The following is a 26,436-nucleotide window of genomic DNA, read 5'->3' as shown; positions in this document are numbered from 1 at the left end:
GCCGTAGACCTTGAGGGCACCCTTTTCGCCCACGGCGTTGGGGCGCTGGAAGATCCAGTTCTGCCAGGCGGTCAGTCGACCGAAGATGCGGGTGAGCATGTTCTCTTTTTGCGCAAAGCGCAGGTTGGCCTCCAGACCGGTCAGGGCATCAGGCGACATGGCGGCGCGCTCTTCGAGGGCCAGACGGATTTCATCGTCCCAGTCAATGTCATCAGGCGCCGCAGTGACCAGGCCCAGCTTGTAGGCAGCGTCGCCGTCCAGCGCCTGACCAACGGCAGCGCGGGCGGCTTCCATAGGCGCCGCTTCTTCATAGAAGCGGCGCTGCAAGCGCGACTGGTCGTTGACCATGGGGAGGTAGCCGAAGTTCATTTCACCCAGTGTCAGTGCGGGTTGCTTTTCGGGCTCATCGGGCAGCACCAGCATGTAGGCACGGTCAGCGCAGAAGGCCAGCTCGACCAGCGACCCTGCAAAGCAGGAACCGGGTTCAATCAGGGCAAACAGTGTGCGCGAAGAGACGTCCATGCGAGCAAACGTACGACGCATGTAGCCCAGGGTTTCGCGAGCAAACCAGTGGTCCTGGTTGTTCAGCACGGCGGCGTCTGCGGCGAGCACGGCAGCGCTGGAATCGGGGCCATGGCCCTGGGTCTTGAGCAGCCAGGTGCCCAGTTCCAGTTCATTGGTGCGCATGTGCAGGATGGCGTCATCCAGTTCACGCGTCATTTGCAGAGGCCACCAGTTGGCACCTGCGGCTTCGATACCCGCGATATCAGCGGCCACGGCAGCGGTGGGCGCCTTGACGGTAAAGGTGGCCGTGCGCTTGACGCGGTCCATCTCCACGGTGACATAGGTGTAGCTCACCCGATCGGCTTCGATGGTGCGGCTCAGGGGTGTCAGTGCCACGCCTTTGGCTGAGGCCGGACGGTTGCTGTTGGCAGACAGTTTTTGTGCACGGTCCTTGACGGCTTGCTGGAACACGGCGGGTTTGGCGATCGCGTCAACCAGGCGCCAGTCCACGGCTTTTTGACCGCGCACGCCTTCCACACTGGTGCAGAAGATGTCGGCCAAGTCGTGGCGCACATGGCGCTTGTCGGTCACACGGGTCAGGCCACCGGTACCGGGCAGCACACCCAACAGAGGCACTTCGGGCAGGGACACGGCGCTGGAGCGGTCGTCCACCAACACGATTTCATCGCAAGCCAGGGCCAGTTCGTAGCCGCCACCCGCGCAAGCGCCGTTGACAGCAGCGATGAACTTCAGGCCGTTGTGGCGGCTGGAGTCTTCAATACCATTGCGGGTTTCGTTGGTGAACTTGCAGAAGTTCACTTTCCAGGCGTGGCTGGAAACACCGAGCATGAAAATATTGGCGCCCGAGCAGAACACACGGTCACGCAGGCTGGTCACCACCACGGTGCGCACTTGCGGGTGCTCGAAACGGATGCGCTGCAGCGCGTCGTGCAGCTCAATGTCCACGCCCAGGTCGTAGCTGTTGAGTTTGAGTTTGTAGCCCGGACGGATGCCGGCGTCTTCATTGAAGTTCAGGCCGAGCGTGGCGGTATCACCATCCACGGTCAACTGAATGTGTTTGTACTGCGCGGGTGAGGTCTGGTAATTGACCTGCGGGTTGGTGCTTGTCATGGCTGTTGCCTCCGGTTGGGTTCAGAAAATGCATTGGGCTGCACGTTGAGGTGAAGTTTATTGCATGTTTCAGATGTCGGCAATATGCATTTTATTTCTTTTTATAGGGATTTCCCTAGGTTTTGAGATGCAGGTGCTCTCGGACTTCTTTGCGCAGTTGAGCGAACGCCGCCTGCACATCCCCCAGGCTTGTGTTGATGGTCAAGTCAGCCTTGGAATAAAAGGCCGACCGACCATCGAGAATGCGCTTGAGGTCTTCCATCGCTTCACGGCTGGCCGCCATGGGGCGCAAGTCACCTTGGGCCGCCACGCGTGACATGTGGTCTTGCGCATCGGCTTGCAACCACACCGTGGTGCAGTGCGAGAGCAGCAAGTTGAAATTGCTCGAATCGGACACCAGCCCCCCTGGCGTGGCGATCACCACTTCGGGATAGATTTGTATCGCCTCTTCCAGCGCACGACGCTCGTAGCGACGGTAAGCGTTGGCCCCGTAGAGGTTATGAATCTCGCTGATCTGGCAACCCGCAAACTGCTCGATCTCGCGACTAAGCTCAATAAAAGGAAAACCCAGATCGTCCGCCAGGCGTTGTCCCAGCGTGGTTTTGCCAGCACCACGCAGGCCTATCAGGGCCACGCGGTTGGCGCGGTCTTGCTGCGATCCCCCTTCACCAAACAAGTCCGTCAACTGCACACGCGCACGGCGCAAATCGGCTTCGCTGCGCTTGGACAGCAGTTCACGAATAAGCAGCCATTCAGGAGAAGAGGTAGAGATATCGCCCAGCAGTTCAGCCAGAGAACATTGCAGCGCCTGCGCCACCTGCAACAGCACCAGCACCGACACATTGCCCATGCCGTATTCCAGATTGGCCAAGTGGCGTTCGGACACATCGGCGGCAATGGCCACAGCTTTGCGGGTCATGCCCTTGCGTGAGCGCAAGGTGCGCACACGTTCCCCCAGGGACTCCAGGAACGGGTGTCTGCCTTGCTCGTCCGGGGTCTGGGTCGGATTCAAAAATTCAGTGGTTGTTGTCATGAACTAGGGTATTCCCTGTGTTTTTATGCTGGCCATAACATGCACTTTACTGCATACTGCGCAGCAGGCACGATAGTGCATTTATACCTTCAACGCACCGACTTGAACAGTCTTTTATTTCATGACTACTGAACTGCTCCCCAATTTCTTCGCTGGCCGCTGGCAAACCGGTACAGGCGCAGGCATCCCTTTGTTCGACCCGGTGTTGGGCACAGAGCTGGTGCGCGTTTCGATCGCAGGTGTGGATCTGGCCGAAGGTTTTGCCTTTGCCCGTGAGCAAGGCGGCCAGGCCCTGCGCGCCATGACCTATGCCCAGCGCGCCGCCATGCTGGGCAAGATCGTGGAAGTGCTGCAGGCCCATCGCGACGAGTACTACGCCATCTCCACCGCCAACTCCGGCACTACCACCCGCGACTCGGGTGTGGACATTGACGGCGGCATCTACACCCTGGGTTATTTCGCCAAGCAAGGTGCTGCACTGGGCGAAGCCAAATGCCTGCTCGATGGCCAACGCATCCGCATGGCCAAGGACCCGGCTTACCAAACGCAACATATCCAGGTCCCCACCGAAGGTGTGGCCCTGTTCATCAACGCTTTCAACTTCCCCAGCTGGGGCTTGTGGGAAAAAGCGGCTCCAGCCTTGTTGGCGGGGGTTCCGGTCATTGTCAAACCCGCCACCGCCACCGCCTGGCTGACGCAGCGCATGGTCAAGGACGTGGTGGATGCCGGCGTGGTGCCAGCAGGTGCCCTGTCGGTCATCTGCGGCTCGTCTGCGGGGCTGATGGACCAGCTGCAGCCCTTCGATGTGGTGTCCTTCACAGGCTCGGCCGAAACCGGGCGCATCATCCGCAGCCATCCGGCAGTCAGCGAGCGCTCGGTGCGCTGCAACATCGAAGCCGACAGCATCAACTCCGCCCTGCTGGCCCCGCACGCCACCGAAGGCAGCGAGGCTTTCAACCTGCTGGTGACCGAGGTGGTGCGAGAGATGACACAAAAATCCGGCCAAAAGTGCACCGCCATTCGCCGTATTTTTGTGCCACGCGCCGTGTACGACGCCGCCGCTGCAGCCATTGCCGCCAAGCTGTGCAAAACCAGTGTGGGCAACCCCCGAAATGAATCGGTGCGCATGGGCGCACTGGTCAGCAGCGAGCAAAAAGCCGCTGTGCTGGCGGGCCTGGCCCAGCTCAAGACCGAAGCCGATGTACTCTTTGACGGCAACACCGCTGCACTGGTGGATGCTGCCGACACCTCGGCCTGCGTGGCCCCTGTGCTGCTGGGCCATCGCCAGCCCGAACAAGCCCAGGTGCTGCACAGCGTGGAAGTGTTCGGCCCTGTGGCCACCCTCATGCCCTATGACAGCACCGAGCAGGCCCTGGCCATGATCCGCCGTGGCGAAGGCTCGCTGGTGTGTTCGGTGTACAGCGAAGACCCCGCCTTCACCGCCCAGGTCAGCCTGCAGCTGGCGGCCTGGCATGGCCGGGTGCATGCGATTTCGCCCGATGTCGCAGCCCTGCACTCGGGCCACGGCAACGTCATGCCGATGAGCCTGCACGGTGGCCCGGGCCGCGCCGGTGGCGGCGAAGAATTGGGCGGCCTGCGCGCCCTGAACTTCTACCACCGCCGCGCCGCCATCCAGGGCAGCAGCCAGGCGCTGGATCTGCTGGCTGCGCAAGGGGTGACCTTGCCGCTGTAAACCCTGTACGCCCCGACCTCAAGTACCCGCACAATAGAAACAAAACAGATCCCCGGAGACACCCATGCCCCACGTTCAGCCGCCCGAGAGCAACTTTAATTTCGCCCAGCACCTGCTGGCTGCCAACGCCAAACGCGCCGACAAAATCGCGCTGATCGACGATGCCGGTCAGCTCACTTACGGCCAATTGGCTGAACAGGTGCGTCGCTTTGCGAGCGGCCTGCAAAAAATGGGCTTGCAACGTGAAGAGCGCGTGCTTCTGCTCATGCACGACAGCAGCGACTGGGTGGTGGCCTTTTTGGGCTCCCTGTACGCAGGGGTGGTGCCAGTGGCAGTCAACACCTTGCTCACTGCCGAAGACTATGCCTTCATGATGGGCAACAGCCGCGCGCAAGCTGCGCTGGTGTCTGCCGCCTTGCTGCCCACATTGCAGGCAGCGCTCGACCTGGGTGGGCATGAAGTGAAACACCTGGTGGTTTCCCGTTCTGCGCAGCCCTTGCCAGCCGGTGCAGTAGACATGGCTGCCGTGGTCGCCCAAGGCCAGTCAGGCGTGCCCGCCAGCACGCATGTGGATGAGCCTGCGTTCTGGCTGTATTCGTCAGGCTCGACCGGTAAACCCAAAGGCACGGTGCATACCCAGGGCAACCTGTTCTGGACGGCAGCGTTGTACGGCAAACCCGTGCTCGGCCTGACCGAAAACGACACCGTATTCTCGGCCGCCAAACTGTTTTTTGCCTATGGCCTGGGCAATGCCTTGTCTTTCCCCTTGAGCGTAGGCGCAACCGTCGTGCTGATGGCCGAGCGCCCCACTCCACAAGCCGTGTTCAAGCGCATGGTGGATCACCAACCGACCGTGTTTTATGGCGCACCCACAGGTTACGGCGGCATGCTGGCCAGCCCCGATCTGCCCGCCAAGTCGCAAGTGGCCCTGCGCATGTGTTCATCTGCAGGCGAAGCCTTGCCGCGCGACATTGGCGAGCGCTGGACCGCGCAGTTTGGCTGCGAAATCATCGACGGCATCGGTTCGACCGAAATGCTGCACATTTTCCTGTCCAACCGCCCGGGCGATGTGCGTTACGGCACAACAGGAAAACCCGTCGAAGGCTACGAGGTGGAGCTGCGCAACGAAGACGGCTCGGTGGTCACCGGCCACGACCAGATTGGCGACCTGTTCATCAAAGGCCCCAGCAGCGCTTTGATGTACTGGAACAACCGCGAGAAATCGCGCGACACGTTCCGTGGCGAATGGACCAAGAGCGGCGACAAATACACCCGCGACATTGACGGCTACTACACCTACGCTGGTCGCAACGACGACATGCTCAAGGTCAGTGGCATCTACGTGTCCCCATTCGAGGTCGAGGCCACGCTGGTGCAACACCCGGCCATTCTGGAAGCCGCCGTGATTGGCAAGGAAGACAGCGATGGCCTGACCAAGACCAAGGCCTTCATTGTGCTCAAGGCCGGGCAGAGCCTGAGCGAAGACGAGGTCAAGGCCTTCGTCAAGGAACGCCTGGCGCCCTACAAATACCCGCGCTTCATGGAGTTTGTGGACGAATTGCCAAAAACCGCCACCGGCAAGATCCAGCGCTTCCGCTTGCGCGATCTGGAACGCGAGCGCGGTTGACGCGCCCTGCCCCGATCAAGTGTTCTTGCTGATGGTGATGGTCGGGAATTTGCTGGAAAAGTCCTTGGCGCGTTCGGCCACACGAATGGCCACCTGACGCGCCAGGGCCTTGTAGATGCCCGCCACTTCGCTGTCGGGCTCGGCCACCACCGTGGGGCGACCGCTGTCGGCCTGCACCCGAATGCCCATGGACAGTGGCAAAGCGCCCAAAAAATCCAGGCCCAGCTCGGCGGCCATTTTCTTGCCGCCTTCAGCGCCAAAAATATGTTCCACATGGCCGCAGTTGGAGCACACATGCATGGCCATGTTTTCAACCAATCCCAAAATTGGCACGTCCACTTTTTCGAACATGCGAATGCCTTTGCGGGCGTCCAGCAAGGCAATGTCCTGCGGCGTGGTCACCACCACCGCACCGGTCAAAGGCACGCGCTGGGACAACGTGAGTTGGATGTCGCCGGTGCCAGGCGGCATGTCCACAATCAGGTAGTCCAGATCTTTCCAGTTCGTCTGGCGCAGCAACTGTTCCAGCGCCTGGGTGGCCATGGGGCCGCGCCAGATCATGGCATCGTCGGGATCGACCAGCAGACCAATCGACATGACCTGCACACCATGGTTTTCCAGCGGCTCCATGGTTTTGCCATCGTGCGTGTCGGGGCGACCGCTGACGCCCAGCATCATGGGCTGGCTGGGGCCGTAAATGTCGGCATCCAGCACGCCCACGCGCGCGCCCTCGGCGGTCAGCGCCAGCGCCAGGTTGGCTGCAGTGGTGCTTTTACCCACACCGCCCTTGCCCGAAGCCACGGCAATGATGTTGCGCACGCCCGGCAAGAGTTGAACACCGCGCTGCACCTGATGCGCAATGATTTTGGTGCCGACCGTGGCCGACACCTGCTGCACCCCGGCCACAGTCTTGGCCGCAGCTTCCAAAGCCGCCTGCAGGGCTGCGATCTGGCTTTTGGCCGGATAGCCCAACTCCACCTCGAAAGACACCTTGCCCCCGTCAACCTGTAGGTTCTTGAGTTGCTTGGTGGACACAAAGTCCTTGCCGGTGTTCGGATCGATGACGGTTTGCAGGGCTTGGAGCAATTGTTCGGGCGTGGCCATGGGGGTCTTTCTCAAAACAGCAGGCAGTGTAGCGACAACTCATAAAATCGGAGGTTTGCAAGCATAAATCCCTAAAGCCATGTCCGACGCACCCCGCCAGCTTTTCGTCACCACCGCCCTGCCGTACGCCAACGGCAACTTCCACATCGGCCACATCATGGAGTACATCCAGGCCGACATCTGGGTGCGAACCATGCGCATGCAGGGCAACGAGGTGCACTTTGTCTGTGCCGACGACGCGCACGGCGCGCCCATCATGATCGCGGCCGAAAAGGCGGGCATCACGCCCCAGCAGTTCGTGGCCAACATTGCGGGCGGTCGCAAGCCTTATCTGGACGGCTTTCACATCGCCTTTGACAACTGGCACAGCACCGACGGCCCGGAAAACCACGCACTGGCCCAGCAGATTTACCTGGACCTGAAAAAGCAGGGTCTGATCGAGACCCGTACCATCGAGCAGTTCTACGACCCCGACAAGGGCATGTTCCTGCCCGACCGCTTCATCAAGGGCGAATGCCCCAAGTGCGGCGCCAAGGACCAGTATGGCGACAACTGCGAAAGCTGCGGCGCCGTGTACGCCCCCACCGAACTCAAGAACCCGTATTCGGCCCTGTCCGGCGCCACGCCGGTGCTGCGCACCTCGGAGCACTTCTTCTTCAAACTCTCGGACAAGCGTTGCCTGGACTTCCTGGCCCAGTGGACCAACAGCGGCGCCGTGCAGGCCGAGGTGCTCAACAAGATTGCCGAGTGGATCGAACCTGGCGAAGACGGCAAGCCCAAGATGGGTGATTGGGACATTTCCCGCGATGCGCCCTACTTCGGCATCGAGATTCCGGACGCACCGGGCAAGTACTTTTACGTGTGGCTGGACGCGCCGATCGGCTATCTGGCTTCGCTCAAGAACTACTTCGGCAAGACCGGCCGGGACTTTGACGCCTTCATGGCCGACCCCAAGGTGGAGCAGTACCACTTCATCGGCAAGGACATCATCACCTTCCACACCCTGTTCTGGCCCGCCATGCTGCATTTCTCGGGCCGCAAGGTGCCCAACGCGGTGTTCGTGCACGGCTTCCTGACGGTGAGCGGCGAGAAAATGAGCAAGAGCCGCGGAACCGGCCTGGACCCGCTCAAATACCTGAGTCTGGGCATGAACCCCGAGTGGCTGCGCTACTACATCGCCGCCAAACTCAACGGCCGCAACGAGGACGTGGACTTCAACCCCGATGACTTCCAGGCCCGCGTCAACTCGGACCTGATCGGCAAGTACGTCAACATCGCCAGCCGCTCGGCGGGCTTCATCGCCAAGCGTTTTGGCGGCAAATTGGGCGAAGTCTCGGCCGACGGCGACGCCCTGCTCTCCCACCTGCGTGACGGCATTGCCCCGATTGCCGAGCTGCTGGCCGAGCGCGACTACGCCAAGGCCTTGCGGGATGTGATGGCGCTGACCGACCGCGTCAATGAATACGTGGACGCCAACAAGCCTTGGGAGCTGGCCAAGAAAGAAGGCATGGAAGGCCGCCTGCACGATGTGTGCAGCACCTGCATCGAAGCCTTCCGGGTGCTGACCGTGCTGCTCAAACCGGTGCTGCCGGGCCTGGCCGCGCAGGTCGAGGCTTTCCTGAACATCGGCCCCATGACCTTTGCCAACGCCGGCGCGCCGCTGGGCGCCGGCCACGCGATTGGCGAGTACAAGCACCTGATGCAGCGCGTGGACCCGAAGATGCTGGATGCGCTGTTTGAAGCTCCGGCGGCCCCCGAGCCCGAGAAAGTCGTTCCGGGCGGCGAAGAGATCGCCCCCACCATCTCTATCGACGACTTCGCCAAGGTCGATTTGCGCATCGCCCAGATCGTCAACTGCGAGGCTGTCGAAGGCTCGACCAAGCTGCTGCGCCTGACGCTGGACGTGGGCGAGGGCCGCACGCGCAATGTGTTCTCCGGTATCGCCAGCATGTACAAGCCCGAAGACCTGGTGGGCAAGCTGACGGTGATGGTGGCCAACCTGGCGCCGCGCAAGATGAAGTTCGGCGTGTCCGAAGGCATGGTGCTGGCCGCCAGCCATGCCGATGAAAAGGCTGAACCGGGCATTCACGTGCTCCACCCCTGGCCTGGTGCCAAGCCAGGCATGCGCATTCACTGAGCGTTCTAGCCCTGCATGCGTCTGTCCCCCACAGGGCAGGCGCATAATGCCCCTCTTAATGAGATGGGCAAATATCCCCCATCCTGGAGACAAGCCATGCAGTGGAGCCAGGCCACACAATTGTTTCGTCCGCGTCTGCTCGACAGTTTGAAGGGCTACAACCGGCAGCGTCTGGGGCAAGACGTAGGAGCTGGACTCACCGTTGGTGTCGTTGCCCTCCCCTTGGCCATGGCTTTTGCCATTGCCTCCGGCCTCAAGCCCGAGGCGGGCATCTTTACGGCTGTCATCGCAGGCTTTCTGATTTCCTTGCTCGGCGGCAGCAAGGTCCAGATTGGCGGGCCCGCAGGCGCTTTCATCGTCATCGTGTACGACATCGTGGCCCGCTACGGCGTGGCCAACCTGATCATTGCCACCGCCATGTCTGGTGTGTTGCTGTTCTTGATGGGCCTTTTTCGCCTGGGCACCCTGATCCGGTTCATCCCCGTGGCCGTGGTCATTGGCTTTACCAACGGCATTGCGGTGCTGATCATGCTCTCGCAGGTCAAGGACTTTCTGGGCCTGGACATTGCCCACATGCCCGCCGACTTCTTTGGCATCCTGAACGCGCTGTGGACCCATCTGCACAGCTTCAACTTTGCAGCAGTGTTGGTCGCGCTGGGCTCGCTATCGCTGGTGGTCGGCTGGGTGCGCGTGGGACGCCGACTGGAAGGTACACCTTATGCGTGGCTGGCCAGCGTACCTGGCTCCATCATTGCGCTGGTCTTTGCCACTTTGGCCACCTGGAGTCTGTCGCTGCCAGTCGAAACCATTGGCTCACGTTTTGGCAGCATCCCTTCTGGTCTGCCCGTGCTGCAATGGCCCGAGTTCTCCTGGGAAACCGTGCGCTTTCTGATCATGCCCACCTTCACTCTAGCTTTGCTGGGCGCCATTGAGTCGCTGCTGTGCGCCCGCGTGGCTGACGGCCTGATTGATGACCGCCATAACTCCAACCAGGAGCTGATGGCCCAAGGCGTGGCCAACTTCGTGACACCATTTTTTGGTGGCATGCCTGCCACCGGCACCATTGCCCGAACCATCACCAACATCAAGAGCGGTGCCACTTCACCCATCTCGGGCATGGTGCATGCCGTCACACTGCTGGCCATTTTGGTGGTGGCTGCGCCGCTGGCGGCCAATATTCCATTGGCGGCGCTATCAGCCATCTTGTTGTTCGTGGCCTGGAACATGGGCGAGTGGCGTGAGTTCGTGCATCTGCGCCAGTTCCGCATGCCTTACCGCATCACATTGCTGGCCGTATTTTTCCTCACGGTGGTCTTTGATTTGACGGTCGCGGTCGAGGCCGGACTGGTTGCAGCCTGCCTGACCTTCATTTACCGCATCTCCAGCCTGAGCCGCAGCGAAGAAGTCCCCCTCAAGGACTACCCCGAACTGGCCGAGCAGCCCGCGCAAGTCCAGGCCTGGAGGATGTATGGCGCACTGTTCTTCGGGGCCGTCAAACTGATTGAAGCCATTGAAGACAACTTGCAGACCCGTGTGCTGGTGCTGGATCTGAAAAACGTGATTTATGTGGACTCCAGCGGCGCGGATGCGCTGGTTAACCTGATCCACACCTGTAAAAAGAAAGACGTGGAGCTGATTGTGTGCGGACTGATGCACCAGCCCATGGACATTGCCCAACGCAGCGGCTTGCTGCAATTGGTGCAACAACAGCTCGAACCCGACCTGGCGGCAGGCATGGCCCGTGCCATTGCATTTGGCCGTCAGGTTCAGCCCGGCGTCGCCCAGTAAAATCAGGGCTTATCGGTACAGCTTACAAAAGTAACCTCATGAACATTTTCCGCCGCCCCGACTACCAGTCCGACACCACCCAGTTCATCAACCAGCTCAAGACCAGCCGTCCTGAACTGACCAAAGAGCAGCGCGAAGGCCGTGCCCTGCTGTGGGACAAACAGGTGGACCTGCAAGCCCAAAAAGACTATCGTGCTGCTCGTGTGGCCCAGAAGCCCTACGTCTACCAGACCCAGGCCTGAACCTGTTTGTGGCCCTATCTGAGACCACTCTTGTCCCATGAGCACGCAGCAAGACGCGCTGGACCTGTCTGCATCAGCAGACACAGCAAGCGCTACGCCTGATGTCGTAGACCACGTGGCTGTGGCCCGTCTGTATGGCGAGCCCCTGTTTGCGCTGCCAACCGACCTGTACATCCCGCCTGACGCGCTGGAAGTCTTTCTGGAGGCCTTTGAGGGCCCGCTGGACTTGCTGCTGTACCTGATCCGCAAGCAGAACTTCAACATCCTCGACATCCCCATGGCCGGCGTCACGCGCCAGTACCTGAGCTATGTGGATGAAATCCGCTCGCGTAACCTGGAGCTCGCGGCCGAGTACCTGCTGATGGCTGCCATGCTCATCGAAATCAAATCGCGCATGCTGCTTCCGCCCAAGAAAACGGCAGAAGGCGAAGAAGCCGAAGATCCGCGCGCAGAGCTGGTGCGCCGCCTGCTCGAGTACGAGCAAATGAAAATGGCTTCCGCCCAGCTCAGCGAGCTGCCCCAATATGGCCGCGACTTTCTCAAGGCACAGGTCTACATCGAGCAAAGCCTGCAACCGCGCTTTCCGGACGTCAGCATGGACGAATTGCAATCGGCCTGGCGCGACATCCTCAAGCGTGCGCAACTGGTACAGCACCACAAGATCAGCCGAGAAGAGCTCAGCGTGCGCGAGCACATGAGCCATGTGCTCAAAATGCTGCAAGGTCGCCGCTTCATCGAATTCGAACACCTGTTTGACCCCAGTCGAGGTGTACCGGTCATGGTGGTAACCTTTATCGCCATGCTGGAGCTGGCCAAGGAAACCCTGATCGAAATCACCCAGGCTGAGGCCTTTGCTCCAATTTACGTGCGTTTGGCCTACACACCCAATTGACCGCCCGGCACCGCTACACTTGGGTGCATCTACCTCCAACGGACACCGTACCGCTGCCATGACTTCCAACAGCACTGCCCGCGAGACCACTGCCACCCCTTATGGCACCCTGCCCCCCGCCTCCCCGGTGGCTGCGCGCAAGCCGATCAGCCTGCCGCGCCTGCAGGAAATGCGTCAGCGTGGCGAGAAGATCACCATGCTGACCGCCTACGACGCCACTTTCGCTGCCGTAGCCGATGCAGCGGGTGTGGAATGCATTCTGGTGGGAGACTCTCTGGGTATGGTTTGCCAAGGTTTACCCAGCACCGTGGGCGTGACACTGGAGACCATGCGTTACCACACAGAAAGTGTGGCCCGCGGGATTCGTCGCGTACAAGGCACCGCATGGATCATTGGTGACCTGCCTTTTGGCAGCTATCAGGAATCGCGGGAGCAAGCCCTGCGCAGCGCCACCCTACTGATGCAGGCGGGGGCGCACATGGTCAAGCTGGAAGGCGGTGGCTGGACCACCGAGACCGTGCGCTTTCTGGTCGAACGTGGCATCCCGGTTTGCGCCCACCTGGGCCTGACACCTCAAACCGTTCACGCCTTGGGCGGCTACCGCGTACAAGGTCGCGATGACAGCAGTGCGGCACAGTTGCGTGCTGATGCGCTTGCCCTTCAGGATGCAGGTGCCACCATGCTGGTGCTGGAAATGGTGCCCGAGCCTTTGTCTACCGCCCTCACCCAGGAACTGCCCCGTTGCCACACCATTGGCATTGGTGCGGGCAACGGCACAGCTGGGCAGGTGCTGGTCATGCACGACATGCTGGGCATCAACCTGGGCAAGAACCCCAAGTTCGTACACAACTTCATGCATGGCGCCGACAGCGTACAGCACGCCATGAGCAACTACGTCGCCGCTGTGAAAAACGGCAGCTTCCCTGACAACAAGCTGCATGCCTGGTAAAGGCATGGCCTTTCGCTTATGAAGATCGTTCACTCCATTGAAGACCTGCGCCTGCAACTGGCCCAGGCCCAGCGTCCGTCCTTTGTGCCCACCATGGGCAATCTGCATGAAGGCCACCTGGCCCTGGTACGCCAGGCCAAACCCTTGGGCGACTGCATGGTGGCCAGCATCTTCGTCAACCGCCTGCAGTTCCTGCCGCACGAAGACTTTGACAGCTACCCCCGAACGCTGCAGGATGACTGCGCCAAGCTCGAAGCTGCAGGTTGCGACCTGGTCTTTGCGCCCAGGGAGACCGATCTCTACCCGCAACCGCAAACCGTGAAGGTCCACCCTGACACCAGTCTGGGCGACATTCTGGAAGGACATTTTCGCCCTGGTTTTTTCACCGGCGTGTCTACCGTGGTCATGAAGCTGTTCATGAGCGTGTTTGCCGGCAAAGCGCAAGGCGCTGCCGTGTTTGGCAAAAAGGACTACCAGCAGCTCATGGTCATTCGCCAGCTGGTCAAACAGTTTGCGCTACCCATCGACATCCACGGCGGTGAAATTATTCGTGCAGAAGACGGCCTGGCCCTGAGCTCACGCAACAGCTACTTGTCGCCAGAAGAACGCCAACAGGCCTTGCAACTGCATCTGGCCTTGCGCGATCTGGGCCGCCAAGCCCAAGCCAGCGCCAACGCCCTGGCAGAACACTTGCCCACACTGGAAGCGCGCGCCATGCAGGATCTGCAAGCACGGGGCTGGCAACCCGACTACCTGACCGTGCGCCGCCGCGAAGACCTGCAAAGCCCACAAGCTGGCGATGCACTGGTGGTGCTGGGCGCAGCCCGACTGGGCAAAACCCGCCTGATCGACAACCTGGAAATTTGAACGACGCCGTCCAAAGACAATGACAAAGAGCCTTAGAGGCCCTCGCCTCTGGGGTCGCGGCCCATCAAGACCTGAACGGCTTGCGGTGCCTGTAAGCGTCCGTCCAGCAACTGGACCACCGCCTGCGCGATCGGCATGTCCACACCCAAGCTCTGCGCCCGAGCCACTACAGTGCGTGCACTGTAAACACCCTCTGCCACGTGGCCCAGGGATTCCACCGCTTGTTGCAGGCTCAGGCCCTGCGCCAGCAGGCCACCGACTTTGCGGTTTCGGCTCAAATCCCCTGTAGCCGTGAGCACCAGATCACCCAGACCAGAAAGCCCCATGAAAGTCTCGGCGCGCGCTCCCAGAGCCACGCCCAGGCGCGTCATTTCGGCCAGCCCACGGGTGATCAGGGCGGCCCTGGCATTCAAACCCAGCCCCAGACCATCGCACAAGCCAGTAGCGATGGCCAACACGTTTTTCACGGCACCACCCACCTCCACGCCCACAATGTCGTCGTTGGCATACACCCGTAAATGATGCCCATGAAACACACGTACCAGCATGTCGCGCACTTGCGCATGCGCGCTGGCAGCCACCAAGGCAGTAGGTTGGTCTTTCGCCACTTCTTGGGCAAAGCTGGGGCCATTCAACGCCCCGGCCAACAGCTCGGGGGCTACTTGAGCCTGCACTTCGTGAGGCATGAGTCCCGTGCTGGCTTCAAAGCCTTTGCACAGCCAAGCGACAGGGGCTGGCGTGCCGCGCAAGATGCTCAGGGTTTCACGCAACCCGGCCATGGGGGTAGCGACCACCCAGAGGTCTTCGCTTGTTGATGCGGCCACTCGTTCGCCCAAAGGGCCGCTGATGGCTTGCAGGCCCTGCGGCCAAGCCAGACCGGGCAAGTAGCGGGCGTTTTCGCGCGCACTGTTCATGGCCTGCGCTTGCGCTGCATCGCGGGCATGCAGGCAAACCTCGGCTTGAGGCGCATTACGCGCCGCAGCCATGGCCAGCGCCGTGCCCCAGGCACCAGCGCCAATGAAGGTGATGCGAGGGCTCACAACAGCCTGAAACAGAAATTACTGCGCCGTGGCGCCGGCTTGCTGCTGCTCGTACATGGCCTGGAAGTTGATCTCGGCCAGGTGCACGGGCGGGAAGCCCGCACGGGTGATCAGGTCGGCCATGCTGGCACGCAGGTAGGGATACACAATCTGAGGGCAGGCAATGCCCATGATCGGGCCCATCTGGTCTTCAGGCAGGTTGCGGATCTCGAAGATGCCCCCTTGCTTGCACTCGGCCAGGAACACGGTCTTGTCGGCGATCTTGGTATGCACGGTGGCAGATACGCAGACCTCGTAGACGCCGTCAGCAGCAGGGGTGGCTTCCACGCCCAGCTGAATATCGACCGATGGCTGCTCTTGCTGCAGCAAGATGGCAGGGGAGTTGGGCTGTTCCAGCGAAGCTTCCTTCAGGTAAACACGTTGAATCTGGAAAACAGGATTGGAGTCGGCGACAGCGTCAGTCATGAAAGAAGTCTCGTGAAGAAGAAATAAACAGGGATTATGCCGACTGCAGCAGGGGCAACAGTCCGCCTCGGGCGTCCAGCGCCATCAAATCATCGCAGCCGCCCACATGGGTGTCACCAATGAAAATTTGCGGCACGGTGCGGCGACCGGTGATTTCCATCATGTGGGCACGCAACTCGGGTGCAGTGTCCACGCGGATCTCGTCGATCTGCTGCACACCACGTGCCTTGAGGATTTGTTTCGCACGCACGCAGTAAGGGCATACAGCAGTGGTGTACATCTTGACGGTTTGCATGGTGTCTCTCCTGCTGGCAGTCAGGTTTTTTCAACTGGCAACTGGGCGTCACGCCAGGCGCGCAAGCCGCCACTGAGAGCTTGCGCGTTGGTATAGCCCAGTTTTTGAGCGATGGAAGCAGCACGCGCAGCTCGAGCGCCCACCTGGCAGACCAAAATCACAGGCGTGGACTTGTTCTTGACACTACCCTCGAGCTGCTGCTCCAGAAACCCCAAAGGAATGTTGCGCGAACCGGCGACATGGCCGGCTGCATACTCGGCAGGCTCGCACACATCGATCACCACCGCTTTTTCACGGTTGATCAACTGCACCGCCAGCGCCGCATTGAGGCCACCACCTCCCTTGCGCATCACAGGCAAAAACAAAGCCACTGCGGAGGTGATCGCGATCGCGATCAACATCCAGTTGTCCAGCAAGAATTTCACAACAGATTCCTTTTTGAGCGAAAAATCCGACCCGTCAGTGGGTCGGTGCCCCTGCATTCTAAAATGTGCAGTCTATTCCTTTTATCTGAACGCTTTTCGCTGCACTGATCATGTACAAACTCGTCCTCATTCGCCACGGCGAATCCACCTGGAATCTGGAAAATCGCTTTACCGGCTGGACCGATGTCGACCTCACCCCCGTGGGCGTGCAACAAGCCATGTCGGCTGGCCAGTTGCTCAAGGCCGAAGGCTGGGACTTTGACATCTGCTTTACCTCCGTGCTCAAACGTGCCATCCGCACCCTGTGGCTGACTCTGGACGAGATGGACCGCACCTGGCTGCCTGTGGTCAAGGATTACCGCCTCAACGAGCGCCACTACGGTGCGCTTCAGGGTCTGAACAAGGCCGACATGGCCAAGCAGTATGGTGACGAACAGGTGCTGGTCTGGCGTCGCAGCTACGACACGCCGCCACCTGCCCTGGAGGCGACAGACCCCCGCTGCGAACGCAACGACCGCCGCTACCCCGATGCCGATGCCGTACCACTGACCGAATGCCTCAAAGACACCGTCGCCCGGGTGCTGCCCGCCTGGAACGACAGCATCGCCCCCGCCATCCGTTCGGGCAAACGCGTGGTGATCGCTGCACACGGCAACTCGATTCGCGCCCTGGTCAAGTACCTGGACAACATTTCTGACAGCGACATCGTGGGCTTGAACATTCCCAATGGCATCCCGCTGGTCTACGAACTGGACGAGAACCTCAAACCCATTCGCCACTACTACCTGGGCGACGCCGAAGCCGCAGCCAAGGCCGCCGCTGCTGTGGCCAGCCAAGGCAAGGCCTGATCAAGGTCTTTCGCGAAGCACCCGATCGCAGGGCGTGAGCGGGTGTATATTGGCCCAGACATTGGGCCAACGCCCGACGACAACAGACCAGGGACTATGGGACAAAAACTGAAAATTGCCGGCTGGATGAGCATCGGCGCCTTGACCGGGGCGCTGATGACCTTTTCTTTGCAAACCGTTGCACGCAGCAACATGGTGCCACTGCCGCTGGAAGAGTTGCAGCAACTGGCCGCAGTTTTCAGCATCGTCAAGTCCGACTATGTCGAGCCGGTCGATGAGAAAAAACTCATCACCGATGCCATCTCGGGCATGGTTTCCAGCCTTGACCCTCACTCGCAGTACTTTGATAAAAAAACCTTCAAGGAATTTTCTGAAGGCACCTCAGGCAAATTTGTCGGTGTGGGCATCGAAATCACGCAGGAAGACGGTCTCGTCAAGGTGGTCTCACCCATCGAAGGCTCGCCTGCCTTCCGCGCCGGCCTCAAGACCAACGACCTGATCACCAAAGTAGATGACACAGCGGTCAAAGGTCTGTCGCTCAACGAGGCTGTCAAGCGCATGCGCGGCGAGCCCAACACCAAGGTCGTGCTTGGCATTTACCGCAAGGATGAGAACCGGACGTTCAGCGTCACCATCGTGCGTGAAGAAATCAAGACCCAATCGGTCAAGGCCAAGCTGATCGAGCCAGGTTACGGCTGGGTGCGCGTGTCGCAATTCCAGGAACGGACGGTGGAGGACTTCGCCCGCAAGGTGCAGGACCTGTACAAGGACGGTCCGCTCAAGGGGCTGGTGCTGGACCTTCGCAATGACCCGGGCGGCTTGCTGGACGCGGCCGTGGCCCTGTCTGCTGCATTCCTGCCTGACAATGCGGTCGTGGTATCGACCAACGGACAACTTGAGGACAGCAAGTTCACTTATCGTGCGGACCCGAAATTCTGGCGCCGCCATTTGGGGCATGACCCCATTGCATCGCTGACCCAGTCCACACAGGGTGCGCTGAAAAACGTCAAGCTTGTGGTCCTGGTGAATGAAGGCTCGGCTTCTGCCAGCGAAATTGTCGCTGGAGCCCTGCAAGACCACAAACGGGCCACCGTGATGGGCAACCAGACTTTTGGCAAAGGCTCGGTGCAAACCGTACGCCCCTTGGGGCCGGATACTGCCGTCAAGATCACCACCGCCCGCTACTACACCCCAAGTGGCCGCAGCATTCAGGCCAAAGGCATCGTCCCAGACGTGATGGTCGATGAAACCGAAAACGGCAACCTGTATGCCGCACTCTACACCCGCGAAGCAGACCTTGAAGGCCACCTGAGCAACGGCAAGGAAATGAAAGACCTGGCCCGCGAAAAGGCCCGCGAGCAAGCCATCAAGAAACTGGAAGAGCAGTCCAAAAAACCACAGGACATGCCGCGACTGCCCGAATTTGGCTCAGACAAGGACTTCCGCCTGATCCAGGCCATGCACCAGCTCAAGGGCGAAACCGTCAAGGTCAGCACCTCGCTGGCCGAACGCACAGAAGCCAAGAAAGATTGATGGGTATGGATGACGGGCAGCTGCTGCGTTACTCACGCCACATTCTGCTCGACGAGTTAGGCATCGAGGGGCAGGAGCGACTGCTCGCCAGCCATGCCCTGATCATTGGGGCCGGTGGCCTGGGCTCCCCTGCTGCGCTGTACCTGGGCAGTGCGGGCATGGGCAAAATCACGGTGGTGGACCACGATCAGGTCGATGCCACCAACCTGCAGCGCCAGATTGCCCATACCCTGGACCGGGTGGGTCAGGACAAAGCTTCTTCCATTGCCCAAGCGATTGCGGCCATCAACCCCGATGTGCAGGTGATCCCACGTGTGCAGCGCGCCGATGACACACTTTTGAACGAACTGCTGCCCAGCATGGACGTGGTACTGGACTGCAGCGACAACTTTGCCACCCGGCAGGCCGTCAACGCCGCCTGTGTGCGTCATGGAAAACCTTTGGTCTCAGGCGCGGCCATCCGGATGGACGGCCAGGTCTCTGTGTTTGACAGCCGACAACCCCATAACCCGTGCTACGCCTGCATCTTCCCCCCTGAACAAGCTCCTGAAAAAGTACGTTGCGCCACCATGGGCGTGTTTGCGCCGCTGGTAGGCATCATCGGCACCATACAGGCCGCAGAAGCACTCAAGATCGCCAGCGGCATAGGCAGTGCCATGGCCGGGCGCTTGCTGATGCTCGATGGGCGCGACTTGCGCTGGAGCGACATTCGCATGGCCCGCAACCCGCAGTGCCCTGTTTGCGGCTCAACGCACCCAGCCTGAGTCTTGCTTGTCGTCTGAAAGATGACAACTGCCATGAAAGCGCCTGAACACAGGCGGTGCCATGGCTTCGTGCTTATCGACAAACACGCCTAATCGTTGATCTTGCGCCAGACGCTGCGCTTGAGCATAGGGGCCCCTGCCTACCCTGAAACTGTAAGCCCAGGCCCATCCCTGACGCACCATGGTTTCGTTCACGTCCTGTCCATGACGATAGACCGTGCCGATCCAGCGTCCGTAGCTGTCTTCGCGCCAGACCTTGATCTGTACCGTTTGTTTGTACACGAGCGCCAGCAATGCGTTGCGTGCATCCTCGCCCCCAGGCTGACACGACTCGGGCGCATCGATGCCATCGAGCCGCACCCGCACCGATGTGCTTTGGCCTTGAGGTAGAAACGTCAAGGTATCTCCATCGAGCACCCAACTGACAAAGCCATCCCAAAGTACAGGCTTGGCAAACCCGCTCACAGGCGCCCACGCCAACATCACGAGCAGCAATGATCGGGCACATGTTTGCTTGAAGTTCAACCGTGTCATGCACCGATTGTGCCGTGTCTGTCGCGTCTGCCTGTACGATACGGGCATGCACAAGCCCGCCCGCCGCCTGCCGTTTCTGGCATGGCCCCGCCCTAATGCGCAACAGCTCAAAAGCGATGCTTTTGCCGGGCTGAGCGTGGGCCTGATGACGATTCCGCAAGGCGTAGCCTACGCGGCACTGGCAGGGATGCCTGCGATCACCGGCATTTACGCTTCAGTGCTGCCGGCGTTGGCCGCGACCTTGATGGGTGCCTCGGTGCGTCTGTCTGTCGGCTCTACGGCCCTCACGGCCATGCTGGTCACGGCATCGCTCACAGGCCTTGCCGAACCGGGCAGTGCCCAATGGGTCAATCTGGCCGTGTGGCTGGCCTTGATGACCGGCATCATGCAGGTGGTTTTAGGTTTTGCGCGCTTTGGCTGGTTGCTCAATCTGGTGAGTTCTCCTGTGCTGACAGGCTTTACCCAAGGCGCAGCCTTGCTGATCATCGCCTCGCAAGTGCCTGCTTTGCTGGGCATGCCTTCCGGTTGGGCCTCTGGTGCAAGCCCTGCCAGCTGGAACCTGCCAGCCCTGGCCATGGGCTTGGGCACCGTAGCCGCGCTGATGCTGAGCAAGCGCTTCAAACCCACATTTCCCGCGGTGCTGCTGGTCATGCTCGCAGGCGCGGCTGCGGTGCACTGGAGCCACCTGCCTGCCAACGGACTGGCCGTGGTAGGCCCATTGCCGATGGGGCTTCCCTCGCTGTACTGGCCAGGCGTGCTGGACTGGGAGATGTTCAAACAACTGCTGATGCCCGCCATGGTCATCACTTTGGTGAGCTTTCTGGAAACCGCATCGAGCGCCAAGGTAGATAACGATGGTCTGGGCAAACACTGGGACCAGGACCAAGACCTGATTGGCCAGGGCCTGGCCAAGTTGTTGTCGGGTCTGAGCGGTGCTTTCCCCACCAGCACCTCGTTTGGTCGCTCGGCGCTGAACCTGTACGCCGGCGCCAAAACCGGCTGGGCCGCCCTTTTTTCAGTGGTCATTGTGGTGTTGGCCTTGCTGTTCCTGACGCCTGTGATGGCCCTGGTCCCCCACGCTGTTTTGGCGGGTATTGTGGTGGCAGCGGTGTACAACTTGCTCCAACCCCACAAATTTGTGCAACTGATGCGTATCGACCGCATCGAAGCCAGCACAGCCGCGATCACCTTTGCCGTGACCTTGTTGTCCGCGCCGCGCCTGTACTGGGGCGTCCTCACCGGTGTCGTGCTGGGGTTGAGTCATTTCTTACACACCCGCTTGCATCCGCGCATCATCGAGGTGGGCCTGCACCCCGATGGCTCCCTGCGTGATCGTCACCTGTGGAAGTTGCCCCCCCTTGCTCCGCAGCTGTATGCCCTGCGCATGGACGCCGAACTCGACTTCGCCGCAGCCAGCAGCCTCGAGCGTGCGATTGGAGATCATCTGAGCCAACAGCACCTCGTGCATCATGTGTGCCTGTTCGCTCAGCCGATCAACCGCATTGACGCCACGGGCGTTGAGGCCTTTGCCCAACTGCTGCGGCAACTGCGCAAACGAGGTGTGGTGCTGCACATCAGCGGCATCAAACTTCCCGTGGAAAAAACCCTGAAGCGTGCTGGACTGCTCCAGCATGACGACAGCCATTTGAGGCTGTACCGAACCGATGCAGAAGCATTGCAGGCCCTGCGTACGCTGGAGCCAGTACCCAACGATATGGCGGCCGCGGCGATTTGATCAAGCCGGAATGTCGACTTCCACCAGCAAAGCCAGCAACTGCAAGGACTCTTGCCAACCCAGACAACAGGCCTCGCCCGGAATCATGTCGGGAATACCTGATTGCTCGATGTTCACTTCGGTGCCTACCGAAGTGGTTTTCAGGTCGATAGTAGTGACCATCTCGCCCGGCAAATTCGTGTCATCAAAACGATCGGTATGCCGGATACGCTCGCCCGGCACCAGCTCAAGATACACACCCCCAAAGCTGTGCGACTGTCCGTTCGACAGGTTGGTGAACGACATGCGGTAGCCCCCACCCACACGTGCATCCATCTCGTGCACACGACCTGTGAACCCATGTGGCGGTAGCCATTTGTTCATGGCATCCGGGTCTGTGAAAGCACGGTACACCCGCTCTGCGGGGGCGCGCAATACGCGCTGGAAACGGACGGTATGGGGCATACAACACTCCTGGGGGCGAATCACACGGCCAGTGCTTTTTCGAATTCGGTCAAACGTTTGTGGATGGAGCGCAGCTCGGTGATATCCGTCCAGCGGTCAATCAGGTACGAAAAGGCATCGTTGACCTTGCCAAAGGCATTGCCTACCTGCTGAATCACACCCAACGTGATGATCCCGGAGAACAGCGAGGGGCCCATCAACAAGTACGGGAAGATGATCATGGTCTGCCCGTACAGATTGCTCCAGAGGTTGAAGTAGGCATAGTGGTTGAACAAGCGGAAATTGTTGAAGCGCACGCCCATGAACAACTCCATGGTGCCTGCAAGCGTCATGCGGCCACGGTCGTCTTCGGCATAGACAAGCTCCTTGCGCAAGGCCGCCTCGGTCTTCTGGTTGTTGTACTCCAACCCAGGCAAACGAATACCCACAAACCACGACAACACAGTGCCGCCTAACGCCGTGGTCAACGCGACCCAGAACAATGAGCCGTCAAACTTGAGCCACTCGATGGCAATACCTTTGGACAAGCCCCACAAGATGGGAATGAATGAGGCCAGCGTCAAAACCGCACGCACCAAACCCAGTCCCAGGTTTTCGGTCTGGCGGGCAAAACGCATGCAGTCTTCCTGAATACGCTGCGAGGCCCCCTCCACCGTCTCAAACGTACGCTGCCAGCGAGGCAAGTACGCTTCGGTCATGGCCTGACGCCAGCGAAACGCGTAGTGCGAGGCCAGATAGGCCTCGAAACTGCGCAACAGCATGTAGGGAAAAGCGATCCACGCAAACTGCTGCATGAAGCCCCAGAACTTACCCAAGCCACCAGCCTGCTCAGGCTTTTGCAGCAAATCGTAAAACTGGCCGTACCAGGCATTGAGCCGAACCGTCTGCTGCACCGTGATGAACACAATGGCCATCAGGACCGCCAAACCACCCCATGCCCACAAGGCCCAGCGTCGATCCAAAAAGAAACTGCGAAACATAGAGCTTTTTTCTGTGTATGAATGCACGCATCTTAGTAGGAGCGAGGCAGATCTTTGCATGCGTGTGCGGCAAATCCAGTATCGAGCGACATAATGCTGTATAAATAAACAGTTATGTTGCGCACACTTTTCATCGATTTCAACAGCTATTTCGCCTCCGTCGAACAGCAGCTGAACCCCGCCTTGCGCGGGCGTCCGGTGGGAGTGTTGCCGGTCATGGCCGAATCGTCTTGCTGCATTGCCGCCAGTGTGGAAGCCAAGACCTTTGGCGTGAAGACTGGCACAGGCGTAGCCGAGGCCCGGCGGTTGTGCCCAAACATTCACTTTGTGCTGGCCGACCATGCCAAATACGTGCAGGTACACCAGCTGGCCGTGGCTGCGGTAGACCGCATTGCGCCCGTGCGGCAGGTCTTGTCGATTGACGAGATGGAGTGCGAGCTGACGGGCCGCTGGCGCGAGCGTGAGCGCGCCGTGGAACTGGCCAAGCAGGTCAAGGCCGAGCTGCAGCGCAGCGTGGGGGCTTATTTGCGCAGCTCGATCGGAATTGCACCCAACACGCTGCTGGGCAAGCTGGCCAGCGACATGCACAAGCCCGATGGCTTGACCGTGATCGAGCTGCACGAGCTGCCGCAGCGTTTGTTCCATCTGAAGCTCTCGGACATTCAGGGCATTGGTCCGCGCATGCGCCAGCGGCTGTCACGCTGCGGTATTGACAGCATGCAAGCGCTATATGCCGCGCCACGCGATGTGCTGGTGACAGCCTGGGGGGGACTGGCAGGGTCGGACATGTACGACAAGCTGCGCGGCCAGTGGTACGGGCCACGAGCGACCACGGCGCGCTCGCTGGGGCATTCGCATGTGCTGCCGCCCGAGCTGCGCACACCCGAGGGCGCCCGACAAGTGCTGCACCGCTTGACACAAAAGGCCGCGATGCGGCTGCGCAAGCAAGGCTTTTTTGCCACCAGCATGCAGGTGTTTGTACGCTGCGCCCACCGCGGGCCACATCACAACGGTGGCGAACGGATCACGCAGCTGGGTGAGACACAGGACACGGCCATCTTGCTTCATGCGATGGAGCAACTGTGGTTCAGTGGCCTGCACTTGCTGCCGCGCCCGCTGATGGTGGGTATTCAATTGGGAGGCCTGGTGCTGGCCAGCCAGCACACACCTGATTTGTTTGAGCAGCCCGACATGGCAGCAACCCAGCAGCGTACAAACCAGCGGGTGCAAAACCACCCCGTGCAACGCGACCGCGCACGGCTCATGGCGGCCGTGGATGCTCTCAACCGTGCGCACGGCAAAAATACGGTGTACTTTGCCAGCGCCCACCATGCTCTCGACACCGCGCCCATGCGCATCGCTTTCAACCGGATTCCGGACCTGGAAACGGAACGATAAGCCTCAAGCCGTGATGATCCAGCCTTCGAGAGGGTCAAACGAAGGCAGACCGTATTGCGCGTGCCCGGCTTCATGCTGTGCCTGCGCCCAGGCTGCCTGCATCAGACACAAGGTGGCATCGAGCGCATCACCACTGGCGTCTTCGGCCAAGCGGTTAAGCAAGGCGTGGCTGGCCACCAGGCGCAGGTGCAAACGGGTCTGACCGCGCTCCAGCGCACTGAGCAGTTCGCGCCGCGCCAGTAAACGTTCAGGGGTATGTTTGGCCTTGTCATCGCTTTTGTAGCTGCGACTGCCGAGCACCTCACGCGCCAGCAAGCCGGGATAGGCTTCCAGCGCCACCCGACGCCGATCCCCCTCACACAAACCAGGCAGGTGTACGCCCGCATTGCGCAACAACGGCACCCCCGCATGCAGCATGTAGGCCACAGGCGGATTGACCCACTTCATGGAAGGACTGGAGCCTGCGGGACGGTCGGTGGCACGGTGGGCAAACTTGCCGCCCACAGGGCGAGCATCGCAAAAGGCTGCAAATTGCAAACGAATCTGTGCACGCTCCAGCGCGGCATAGTGGTCCATGCAGGCTGCCCAGTCAGTGGGCCAGCCCAAGGCTTGGACCAACTCGCGGGACAGGCCAAAGGGCAAATCGAAACCGCCCACCCAATCGGCAGGCTGCGCCAGCCAGTGACCGAAGGCCTCCAAGGTTTCAAAGGTGTGCAGGGCTTGCAGTTGCACGCGGCCTTGAGTGGCCTTGCCCTGCGCCAGCACGATGGGCTTTCGCCGGGAGGGGCTGGATGAAAAATCGCAGCCCAGCAGCTGCATGGCCATCAGGCGCGGCCGATGATGCTGGCAGTGGCCATCAATTCTTCGAGCAAGGCCAGAGAGACCTTGCCCGAAACGCTGTAGGGGTCCAGCTCGGCGCGCTCGGAATACTTGAGCAGGATGTTGGTGTTCACACGCGAAGTGTCCACCTGGCCCATGGTCCAGCCACCAAAGCGGCGTTCGGAAATTTCTTCGTAGTGCAGCAGCACCACATCCTTGTGGCGCTCGTCTTTCTGGATGTGTCCGTACAGATCGCTCACGGCACCGCGTCCGCCTTCAATGGCCTGCAAAAAGATGCCGCCGCCGTAGCACAGGATGCCGGTGATGCCGCTGGTGGGGTTGAACTGACGCGACTGCGTCAGGATGGAATCGATGGTTTCAGGCCGTGGGTCCACGGCGCGGCTAGCGTAAAGCAGGCGAACGAGCATGGCGATCAGCTCCGGGCAGGAATCAGGGACAGGAATTCACGGCGCAAATTGGCGTCTTTCAGGAACACGCCGCGCATGACCGAGTTGATCATTTTGCTGTCCATGTCCTTCACGCCGCGCCAGGCCATGCAGTAGTGGCTGGCTTCCATGACGATGGCCAGACCATCGGGCTGGGTCTTGCGCTGGATCAGATCGGCCAGCTGCACGACGGCCTCTTCCTGGATTTGCGGGCGGCCCATGATCCATTCGGCCAGACGGGCGTACTTGGACAGACCAATCACATTGGTGTGCTCGTTGGGCATGACACCGATCCAGATGCGACCAATGACGGGGCAAAAGTGGTGGCTGCAGGCGCTGCGCACCGTGATCGGGCCCACGATCATGAGCTCGTTGAGGTGCTCGGCATTCGGAAACTCGGTGATCTCGGGGCCTTTGACGTAGCGGCCACGAAACACCTCGTTGACGTACATTTTGGCCACCCGACGAGCGGTATCGCTGGTGTTGTGGTCGTTTTCCGTATCGATGACCAGGCTGTCGAGCACGCCTTCCATCTTGCCCGTGACTTCGTCGAGCAGTTTTTCGAGCTCACCGGGTTCAATGAACTCGGAAATGTTGTCGTTGGCGTGAAAACGCTTGCGAGCGGCGTGAATGCGTTCTCGAATCTTGACCGACACGGGCACGCCTTCGTCCGAAACGGGCGAGGTGGCAGAAGTGTTCATGGCGTCCTGGGCTTTCATCAACATGCAGCCATGGTAACAGCG

26 protein-coding genes are annotated in these 26,436 nt (G+C 60.4%); 13 read left to right on the top strand and 13 right to left on the bottom strand.

The genetic code is table 11. The features are described 5' to 3' along the window. Together boxC and AAFM15_RS05380 are read right to left on the bottom strand one after the other, a co-directional pair. Positions 1-1,635 (bottom strand): 2,3-epoxybenzoyl-CoA dihydrolase (gene boxC / locus AAFM15_RS05385; protein WP_341685678.1); only part of this gene is annotated, 1,635 nt, incomplete at its 3' end. A gap of 115 nt (positions 1,636-1,750) precedes the next feature. Beyond that, positions 1,751-2,668 (bottom strand): helix-turn-helix transcriptional regulator, encoded by a 918-nt coding sequence (locus AAFM15_RS05380; protein WP_341685677.1) that lies wholly within the window; start codon positions 2,666-2,668, stop codon positions 1,751-1,753. 121 nt (positions 2,669-2,789) lie between these two features. Between AAFM15_RS05380 and AAFM15_RS05375 the strand changes: the two genes are divergently transcribed. Together AAFM15_RS05375 and AAFM15_RS05370 are read left to right on the top strand one after the other, a co-directional pair. Then, complete coding sequence (locus AAFM15_RS05375; RefSeq protein ID WP_341685676.1) at positions 2,790-4,361, top strand: 3,4-dehydroadipyl-CoA semialdehyde dehydrogenase; 1,572 nt, start codon at positions 2,790-2,792, stop codon at positions 4,359-4,361. 64 nt (positions 4,362-4,425) lie between these two features. Then, entirely contained in the window at positions 4,426-5,988 is a 1,563-nt protein-coding gene (locus tag AAFM15_RS05370) for a benzoate-CoA ligase family protein (RefSeq protein ID WP_341685675.1), read from the top strand. A 15-nt stretch (positions 5,989-6,003) separates the two neighbouring features. Here the strand turns inward: AAFM15_RS05370 and apbC are convergent, their stop codons facing one another. After that, positions 6,004-7,092 carry an iron-sulfur cluster carrier protein ApbC gene (gene apbC, locus AAFM15_RS05365; RefSeq protein WP_341685674.1) on the bottom strand — a complete coding sequence of 363 codons (1,089 nt, stop codon included), beginning with the start codon at positions 7,090-7,092 and terminating at the stop codon, positions 6,004-6,006. A gap of 79 nt (positions 7,093-7,171) precedes the next feature. Between apbC and metG the strand changes: the two genes are divergently transcribed. The 6 genes from metG (at position 7,172) to panC (ending at position 13,967) form a co-directional block, all read left to right on the top strand. After that, on the top strand, positions 7,172-9,229 hold the full coding sequence (metG, locus tag AAFM15_RS05360) for a methionine--tRNA ligase (RefSeq protein ID WP_341685673.1): 2,058 nt from the start codon (positions 7,172-7,174) through the stop codon (positions 9,227-9,229). A 96-nt stretch (positions 9,230-9,325) separates the two neighbouring features. Further along, entirely contained in the window at positions 9,326-11,017 is a 1,692-nt protein-coding gene (locus AAFM15_RS05355) for a SulP family inorganic anion transporter (protein WP_341685672.1), read from the top strand. Between the two features lie 38 nt (positions 11,018-11,055). Next, positions 11,056-11,259 (top strand): DUF3460 family protein, encoded by a 204-nt coding sequence (locus AAFM15_RS05350; protein ID WP_341685671.1) that lies wholly within the window; start codon positions 11,056-11,058, stop codon positions 11,257-11,259. 37 nt (positions 11,260-11,296) lie between these two features. Further along, a complete protein-coding gene (locus AAFM15_RS05345) occupies positions 11,297-12,151 on the top strand; it encodes a ScpA family protein (RefSeq protein ID WP_341685670.1) in 855 nt (284 codons plus the stop codon). A gap of 58 nt (positions 12,152-12,209) precedes the next feature. After that, complete coding sequence (gene panB / locus AAFM15_RS05340) at positions 12,210-13,100, top strand: 3-methyl-2-oxobutanoate hydroxymethyltransferase (protein WP_341685669.1); 891 nt, start codon at positions 12,210-12,212, stop codon at positions 13,098-13,100. An 18-nt stretch (positions 13,101-13,118) separates the two neighbouring features. Next, positions 13,119-13,967, top strand: coding sequence for a pantoate--beta-alanine ligase (panC, locus tag AAFM15_RS05335; RefSeq protein ID WP_341685668.1), 849 nt, complete (start codon positions 13,119-13,121; stop codon positions 13,965-13,967). A gap of 32 nt (positions 13,968-13,999) precedes the next feature. On the opposite strand, the gene AAFM15_RS05330 is transcribed toward panC, so the two are convergent. From AAFM15_RS05330 to AAFM15_RS05315, 4 genes are all read right to left on the bottom strand, one after another. Further along, positions 14,000-14,953 carry an NAD(P)H-dependent glycerol-3-phosphate dehydrogenase gene (locus tag AAFM15_RS05330; protein ID WP_371833085.1) on the bottom strand — a complete coding sequence of 318 codons (954 nt, stop codon included), beginning with the start codon at positions 14,951-14,953 and terminating at the stop codon, positions 14,000-14,002. Positions 14,954-15,025: 72 nt separating this feature from the next. Next, positions 15,026-15,472, bottom strand: coding sequence for a protein-export chaperone SecB (secB, locus tag AAFM15_RS05325; protein ID WP_341685666.1), 447 nt, complete (start codon positions 15,470-15,472; stop codon positions 15,026-15,028). Between the two features lie 34 nt (positions 15,473-15,506). Continuing rightward, the gene (grxC, locus tag AAFM15_RS05320) at positions 15,507-15,767 is read right to left on the bottom strand and encodes a glutaredoxin 3 (RefSeq protein ID WP_341685665.1); all 261 of its coding nucleotides are present in this window, start codon (positions 15,765-15,767) and stop codon (positions 15,507-15,509) included. 20 nt (positions 15,768-15,787) lie between these two features. Then, on the bottom strand, positions 15,788-16,192 hold the full coding sequence (locus AAFM15_RS05315; RefSeq protein WP_341685664.1) for a rhodanese-like domain-containing protein: 405 nt from the start codon (positions 16,190-16,192) through the stop codon (positions 15,788-15,790). 110 nt (positions 16,193-16,302) lie between these two features. Here AAFM15_RS05315 and gpmA point away from each other — a divergent pair, with 110 nt between their 5' ends. The 3 genes from gpmA (at position 16,303) to AAFM15_RS05300 (ending at position 19,337) form a co-directional block, all read left to right on the top strand. Next, complete coding sequence (gene gpmA, locus AAFM15_RS05310; protein WP_341685663.1) at positions 16,303-17,040, top strand: 2,3-diphosphoglycerate-dependent phosphoglycerate mutase; 738 nt, start codon at positions 16,303-16,305, stop codon at positions 17,038-17,040. Positions 17,041-17,136: 96 nt separating this feature from the next. Then, positions 17,137-18,573 carry a S41 family peptidase gene (locus tag AAFM15_RS05305; RefSeq protein ID WP_341685662.1) on the top strand — a complete coding sequence of 479 codons (1,437 nt, stop codon included), beginning with the start codon at positions 17,137-17,139 and terminating at the stop codon, positions 18,571-18,573. A gap of 5 nt (positions 18,574-18,578) precedes the next feature. After that, positions 18,579-19,337 carry a HesA/MoeB/ThiF family protein gene (locus tag AAFM15_RS05300; protein ID WP_341685661.1) on the top strand — a complete coding sequence of 253 codons (759 nt, stop codon included), beginning with the start codon at positions 18,579-18,581 and terminating at the stop codon, positions 19,335-19,337. Here the strand turns inward: AAFM15_RS05300 and AAFM15_RS05295 are convergent. Then, positions 19,320-19,871 (bottom strand): thermonuclease family protein, encoded by a 552-nt coding sequence (locus tag AAFM15_RS05295; RefSeq protein WP_341685660.1) that lies wholly within the window; start codon positions 19,869-19,871, stop codon positions 19,320-19,322. The two genes, AAFM15_RS05300 and AAFM15_RS05295, sit on opposite strands and share 18 nt — an antisense overlap. Before the next feature lie 46 nt (positions 19,872-19,917). Between AAFM15_RS05295 and AAFM15_RS05290 the strand changes: the two genes are divergently transcribed. After that, on the top strand, positions 19,918-21,606 hold the full coding sequence (locus AAFM15_RS05290; RefSeq protein WP_341685659.1) for a SulP family inorganic anion transporter: 1,689 nt from the start codon (positions 19,918-19,920) through the stop codon (positions 21,604-21,606). Here AAFM15_RS05290 and AAFM15_RS05285 read toward each other — a convergent pair whose 3' ends face one another. Together AAFM15_RS05285 and AAFM15_RS05280 are read right to left on the bottom strand one after the other, a co-directional pair. After that, a complete protein-coding gene (locus AAFM15_RS05285; protein ID WP_341685658.1) occupies positions 21,607-22,050 on the bottom strand; it encodes an SRPBCC family protein in 444 nt (147 codons plus the stop codon). It abuts the gene before it with no gap. A 20-nt stretch (positions 22,051-22,070) separates the two neighbouring features. After that, entirely contained in the window at positions 22,071-23,030 is a 960-nt protein-coding gene (locus AAFM15_RS05280; protein ID WP_341685657.1) for a putative transporter, read from the bottom strand. Positions 23,031-23,144: 114 nt separating this feature from the next. On the opposite strand from AAFM15_RS05280, the gene AAFM15_RS05275 reads away from it, so the two are divergent. Beyond that, entirely contained in the window at positions 23,145-24,428 is a 1,284-nt protein-coding gene (locus tag AAFM15_RS05275; protein ID WP_341685656.1) for a DUF4113 domain-containing protein, read from the top strand. 3 nt (positions 24,429-24,431) lie between these two features. Here the strand turns inward: AAFM15_RS05275 and AAFM15_RS05270 are convergent, their stop codons facing one another. From AAFM15_RS05270 to folE, 3 genes are read right to left on the bottom strand one after another with little or no spacing between them, the layout of a single operon-like run. Continuing rightward, entirely contained in the window at positions 24,432-25,247 is an 816-nt protein-coding gene (locus tag AAFM15_RS05270; protein WP_341685682.1) for a DUF429 domain-containing protein, read from the bottom strand. Positions 25,248-25,252: 5 nt separating this feature from the next. Then, positions 25,253-25,675 carry a BLUF domain-containing protein gene (locus tag AAFM15_RS05265; protein WP_341685655.1) on the bottom strand — a complete coding sequence of 141 codons (423 nt, stop codon included), beginning with the start codon at positions 25,673-25,675 and terminating at the stop codon, positions 25,253-25,255. 5 nt (positions 25,676-25,680) lie between these two features. Continuing rightward, a complete protein-coding gene (gene folE / locus AAFM15_RS05260; RefSeq protein WP_341685654.1) occupies positions 25,681-26,418 on the bottom strand; it encodes a GTP cyclohydrolase I in 738 nt (245 codons plus the stop codon). Positions 26,419-26,436 lie beyond the last annotated feature (18 nt).

Source organism: Limnohabitans sp. (genome assembly GCF_038134685.1).
In the GTDB taxonomy this organism is placed as follows: Bacteria; Pseudomonadota; Gammaproteobacteria; order Burkholderiales; family Burkholderiaceae_C; genus Limnohabitans_A.
Note: the sequence above shows the minus strand (reverse complement) of the source record. Positions and strands in the feature narration are given on the sequence as shown.

Coding starts and splice junctions, on each gene's coding strand:
- AAFM15_RS05355 (WP_341685672.1), top strand. CDS start 9,326: ATGCAGTGGAGCCAGGCCACACAATTGTTTCGTCCGCGTCTGCTCGAC.
- gpmA (WP_341685663.1), top strand. CDS start 16,303: ATGTACAAACTCGTCCTCATTCGCCACGGCGAATCCACCTGGAATCTG.
- AAFM15_RS05375 (WP_341685676.1), top strand. CDS start 2,790: ATGACTACTGAACTGCTCCCCAATTTCTTCGCTGGCCGCTGGCAAACC.
- AAFM15_RS05270 (WP_341685682.1), bottom strand. CDS start 25,247: ATGCAGCTGCTGGGCTGCGATTTTTCATCCAGCCCCTCCCGGCGAAAG.
- AAFM15_RS05345 (WP_341685670.1), top strand. CDS start 11,297: ATGAGCACGCAGCAAGACGCGCTGGACCTGTCTGCATCAGCAGACACA.
- panB (WP_341685669.1), top strand. CDS start 12,210: ATGACTTCCAACAGCACTGCCCGCGAGACCACTGCCACCCCTTATGGC.
- AAFM15_RS05265 (WP_341685655.1), bottom strand. CDS start 25,675: ATGCTCGTTCGCCTGCTTTACGCTAGCCGCGCCGTGGACCCACGGCCT.
- secB (WP_341685666.1), bottom strand. CDS start 15,472: ATGACTGACGCTGTCGCCGACTCCAATCCTGTTTTCCAGATTCAACGT.
- AAFM15_RS05330 (WP_371833085.1), bottom strand. CDS start 14,953: ATGGCTGCGGCGCGTAATGCGCCTCAAGCCGAGGTTTGCCTGCATGCC.
- panC (WP_341685668.1), top strand. CDS start 13,119: ATGAAGATCGTTCACTCCATTGAAGACCTGCGCCTGCAACTGGCCCAG.
- AAFM15_RS05295 (WP_341685660.1), bottom strand. CDS start 19,871: ATGACACGGTTGAACTTCAAGCAAACATGTGCCCGATCATTGCTGCTC.
- AAFM15_RS05380 (WP_341685677.1), bottom strand. CDS start 2,668: ATGACAACAACCACTGAATTTTTGAATCCGACCCAGACCCCGGACGAG.
- AAFM15_RS05290 (WP_341685659.1), top strand. CDS start 19,918: ATGCACAAGCCCGCCCGCCGCCTGCCGTTTCTGGCATGGCCCCGCCCT.
- metG (WP_341685673.1), top strand. CDS start 7,172: ATGTCCGACGCACCCCGCCAGCTTTTCGTCACCACCGCCCTGCCGTAC.
- AAFM15_RS05300 (WP_341685661.1), top strand. CDS start 18,579: ATGGATGACGGGCAGCTGCTGCGTTACTCACGCCACATTCTGCTCGAC.
- folE (WP_341685654.1), bottom strand. CDS start 26,418: ATGTTGATGAAAGCCCAGGACGCCATGAACACTTCTGCCACCTCGCCC.
- AAFM15_RS05280 (WP_341685657.1), bottom strand. CDS start 23,030: ATGTTTCGCAGTTTCTTTTTGGATCGACGCTGGGCCTTGTGGGCATGG.
- AAFM15_RS05275 (WP_341685656.1), top strand. CDS start 23,145: ATGTTGCGCACACTTTTCATCGATTTCAACAGCTATTTCGCCTCCGTC.
- AAFM15_RS05350 (WP_341685671.1), top strand. CDS start 11,056: ATGAACATTTTCCGCCGCCCCGACTACCAGTCCGACACCACCCAGTTC.
- apbC (WP_341685674.1), bottom strand. CDS start 7,092: ATGGCCACGCCCGAACAATTGCTCCAAGCCCTGCAAACCGTCATCGAT.
- AAFM15_RS05305 (WP_341685662.1), top strand. CDS start 17,137: ATGGGACAAAAACTGAAAATTGCCGGCTGGATGAGCATCGGCGCCTTG.
- AAFM15_RS05285 (WP_341685658.1), bottom strand. CDS start 22,050: ATGCCCCATACCGTCCGTTTCCAGCGCGTATTGCGCGCCCCCGCAGAG.
- grxC (WP_341685665.1), bottom strand. CDS start 15,767: ATGCAAACCGTCAAGATGTACACCACTGCTGTATGCCCTTACTGCGTG.
- AAFM15_RS05370 (WP_341685675.1), top strand. CDS start 4,426: ATGCCCCACGTTCAGCCGCCCGAGAGCAACTTTAATTTCGCCCAGCAC.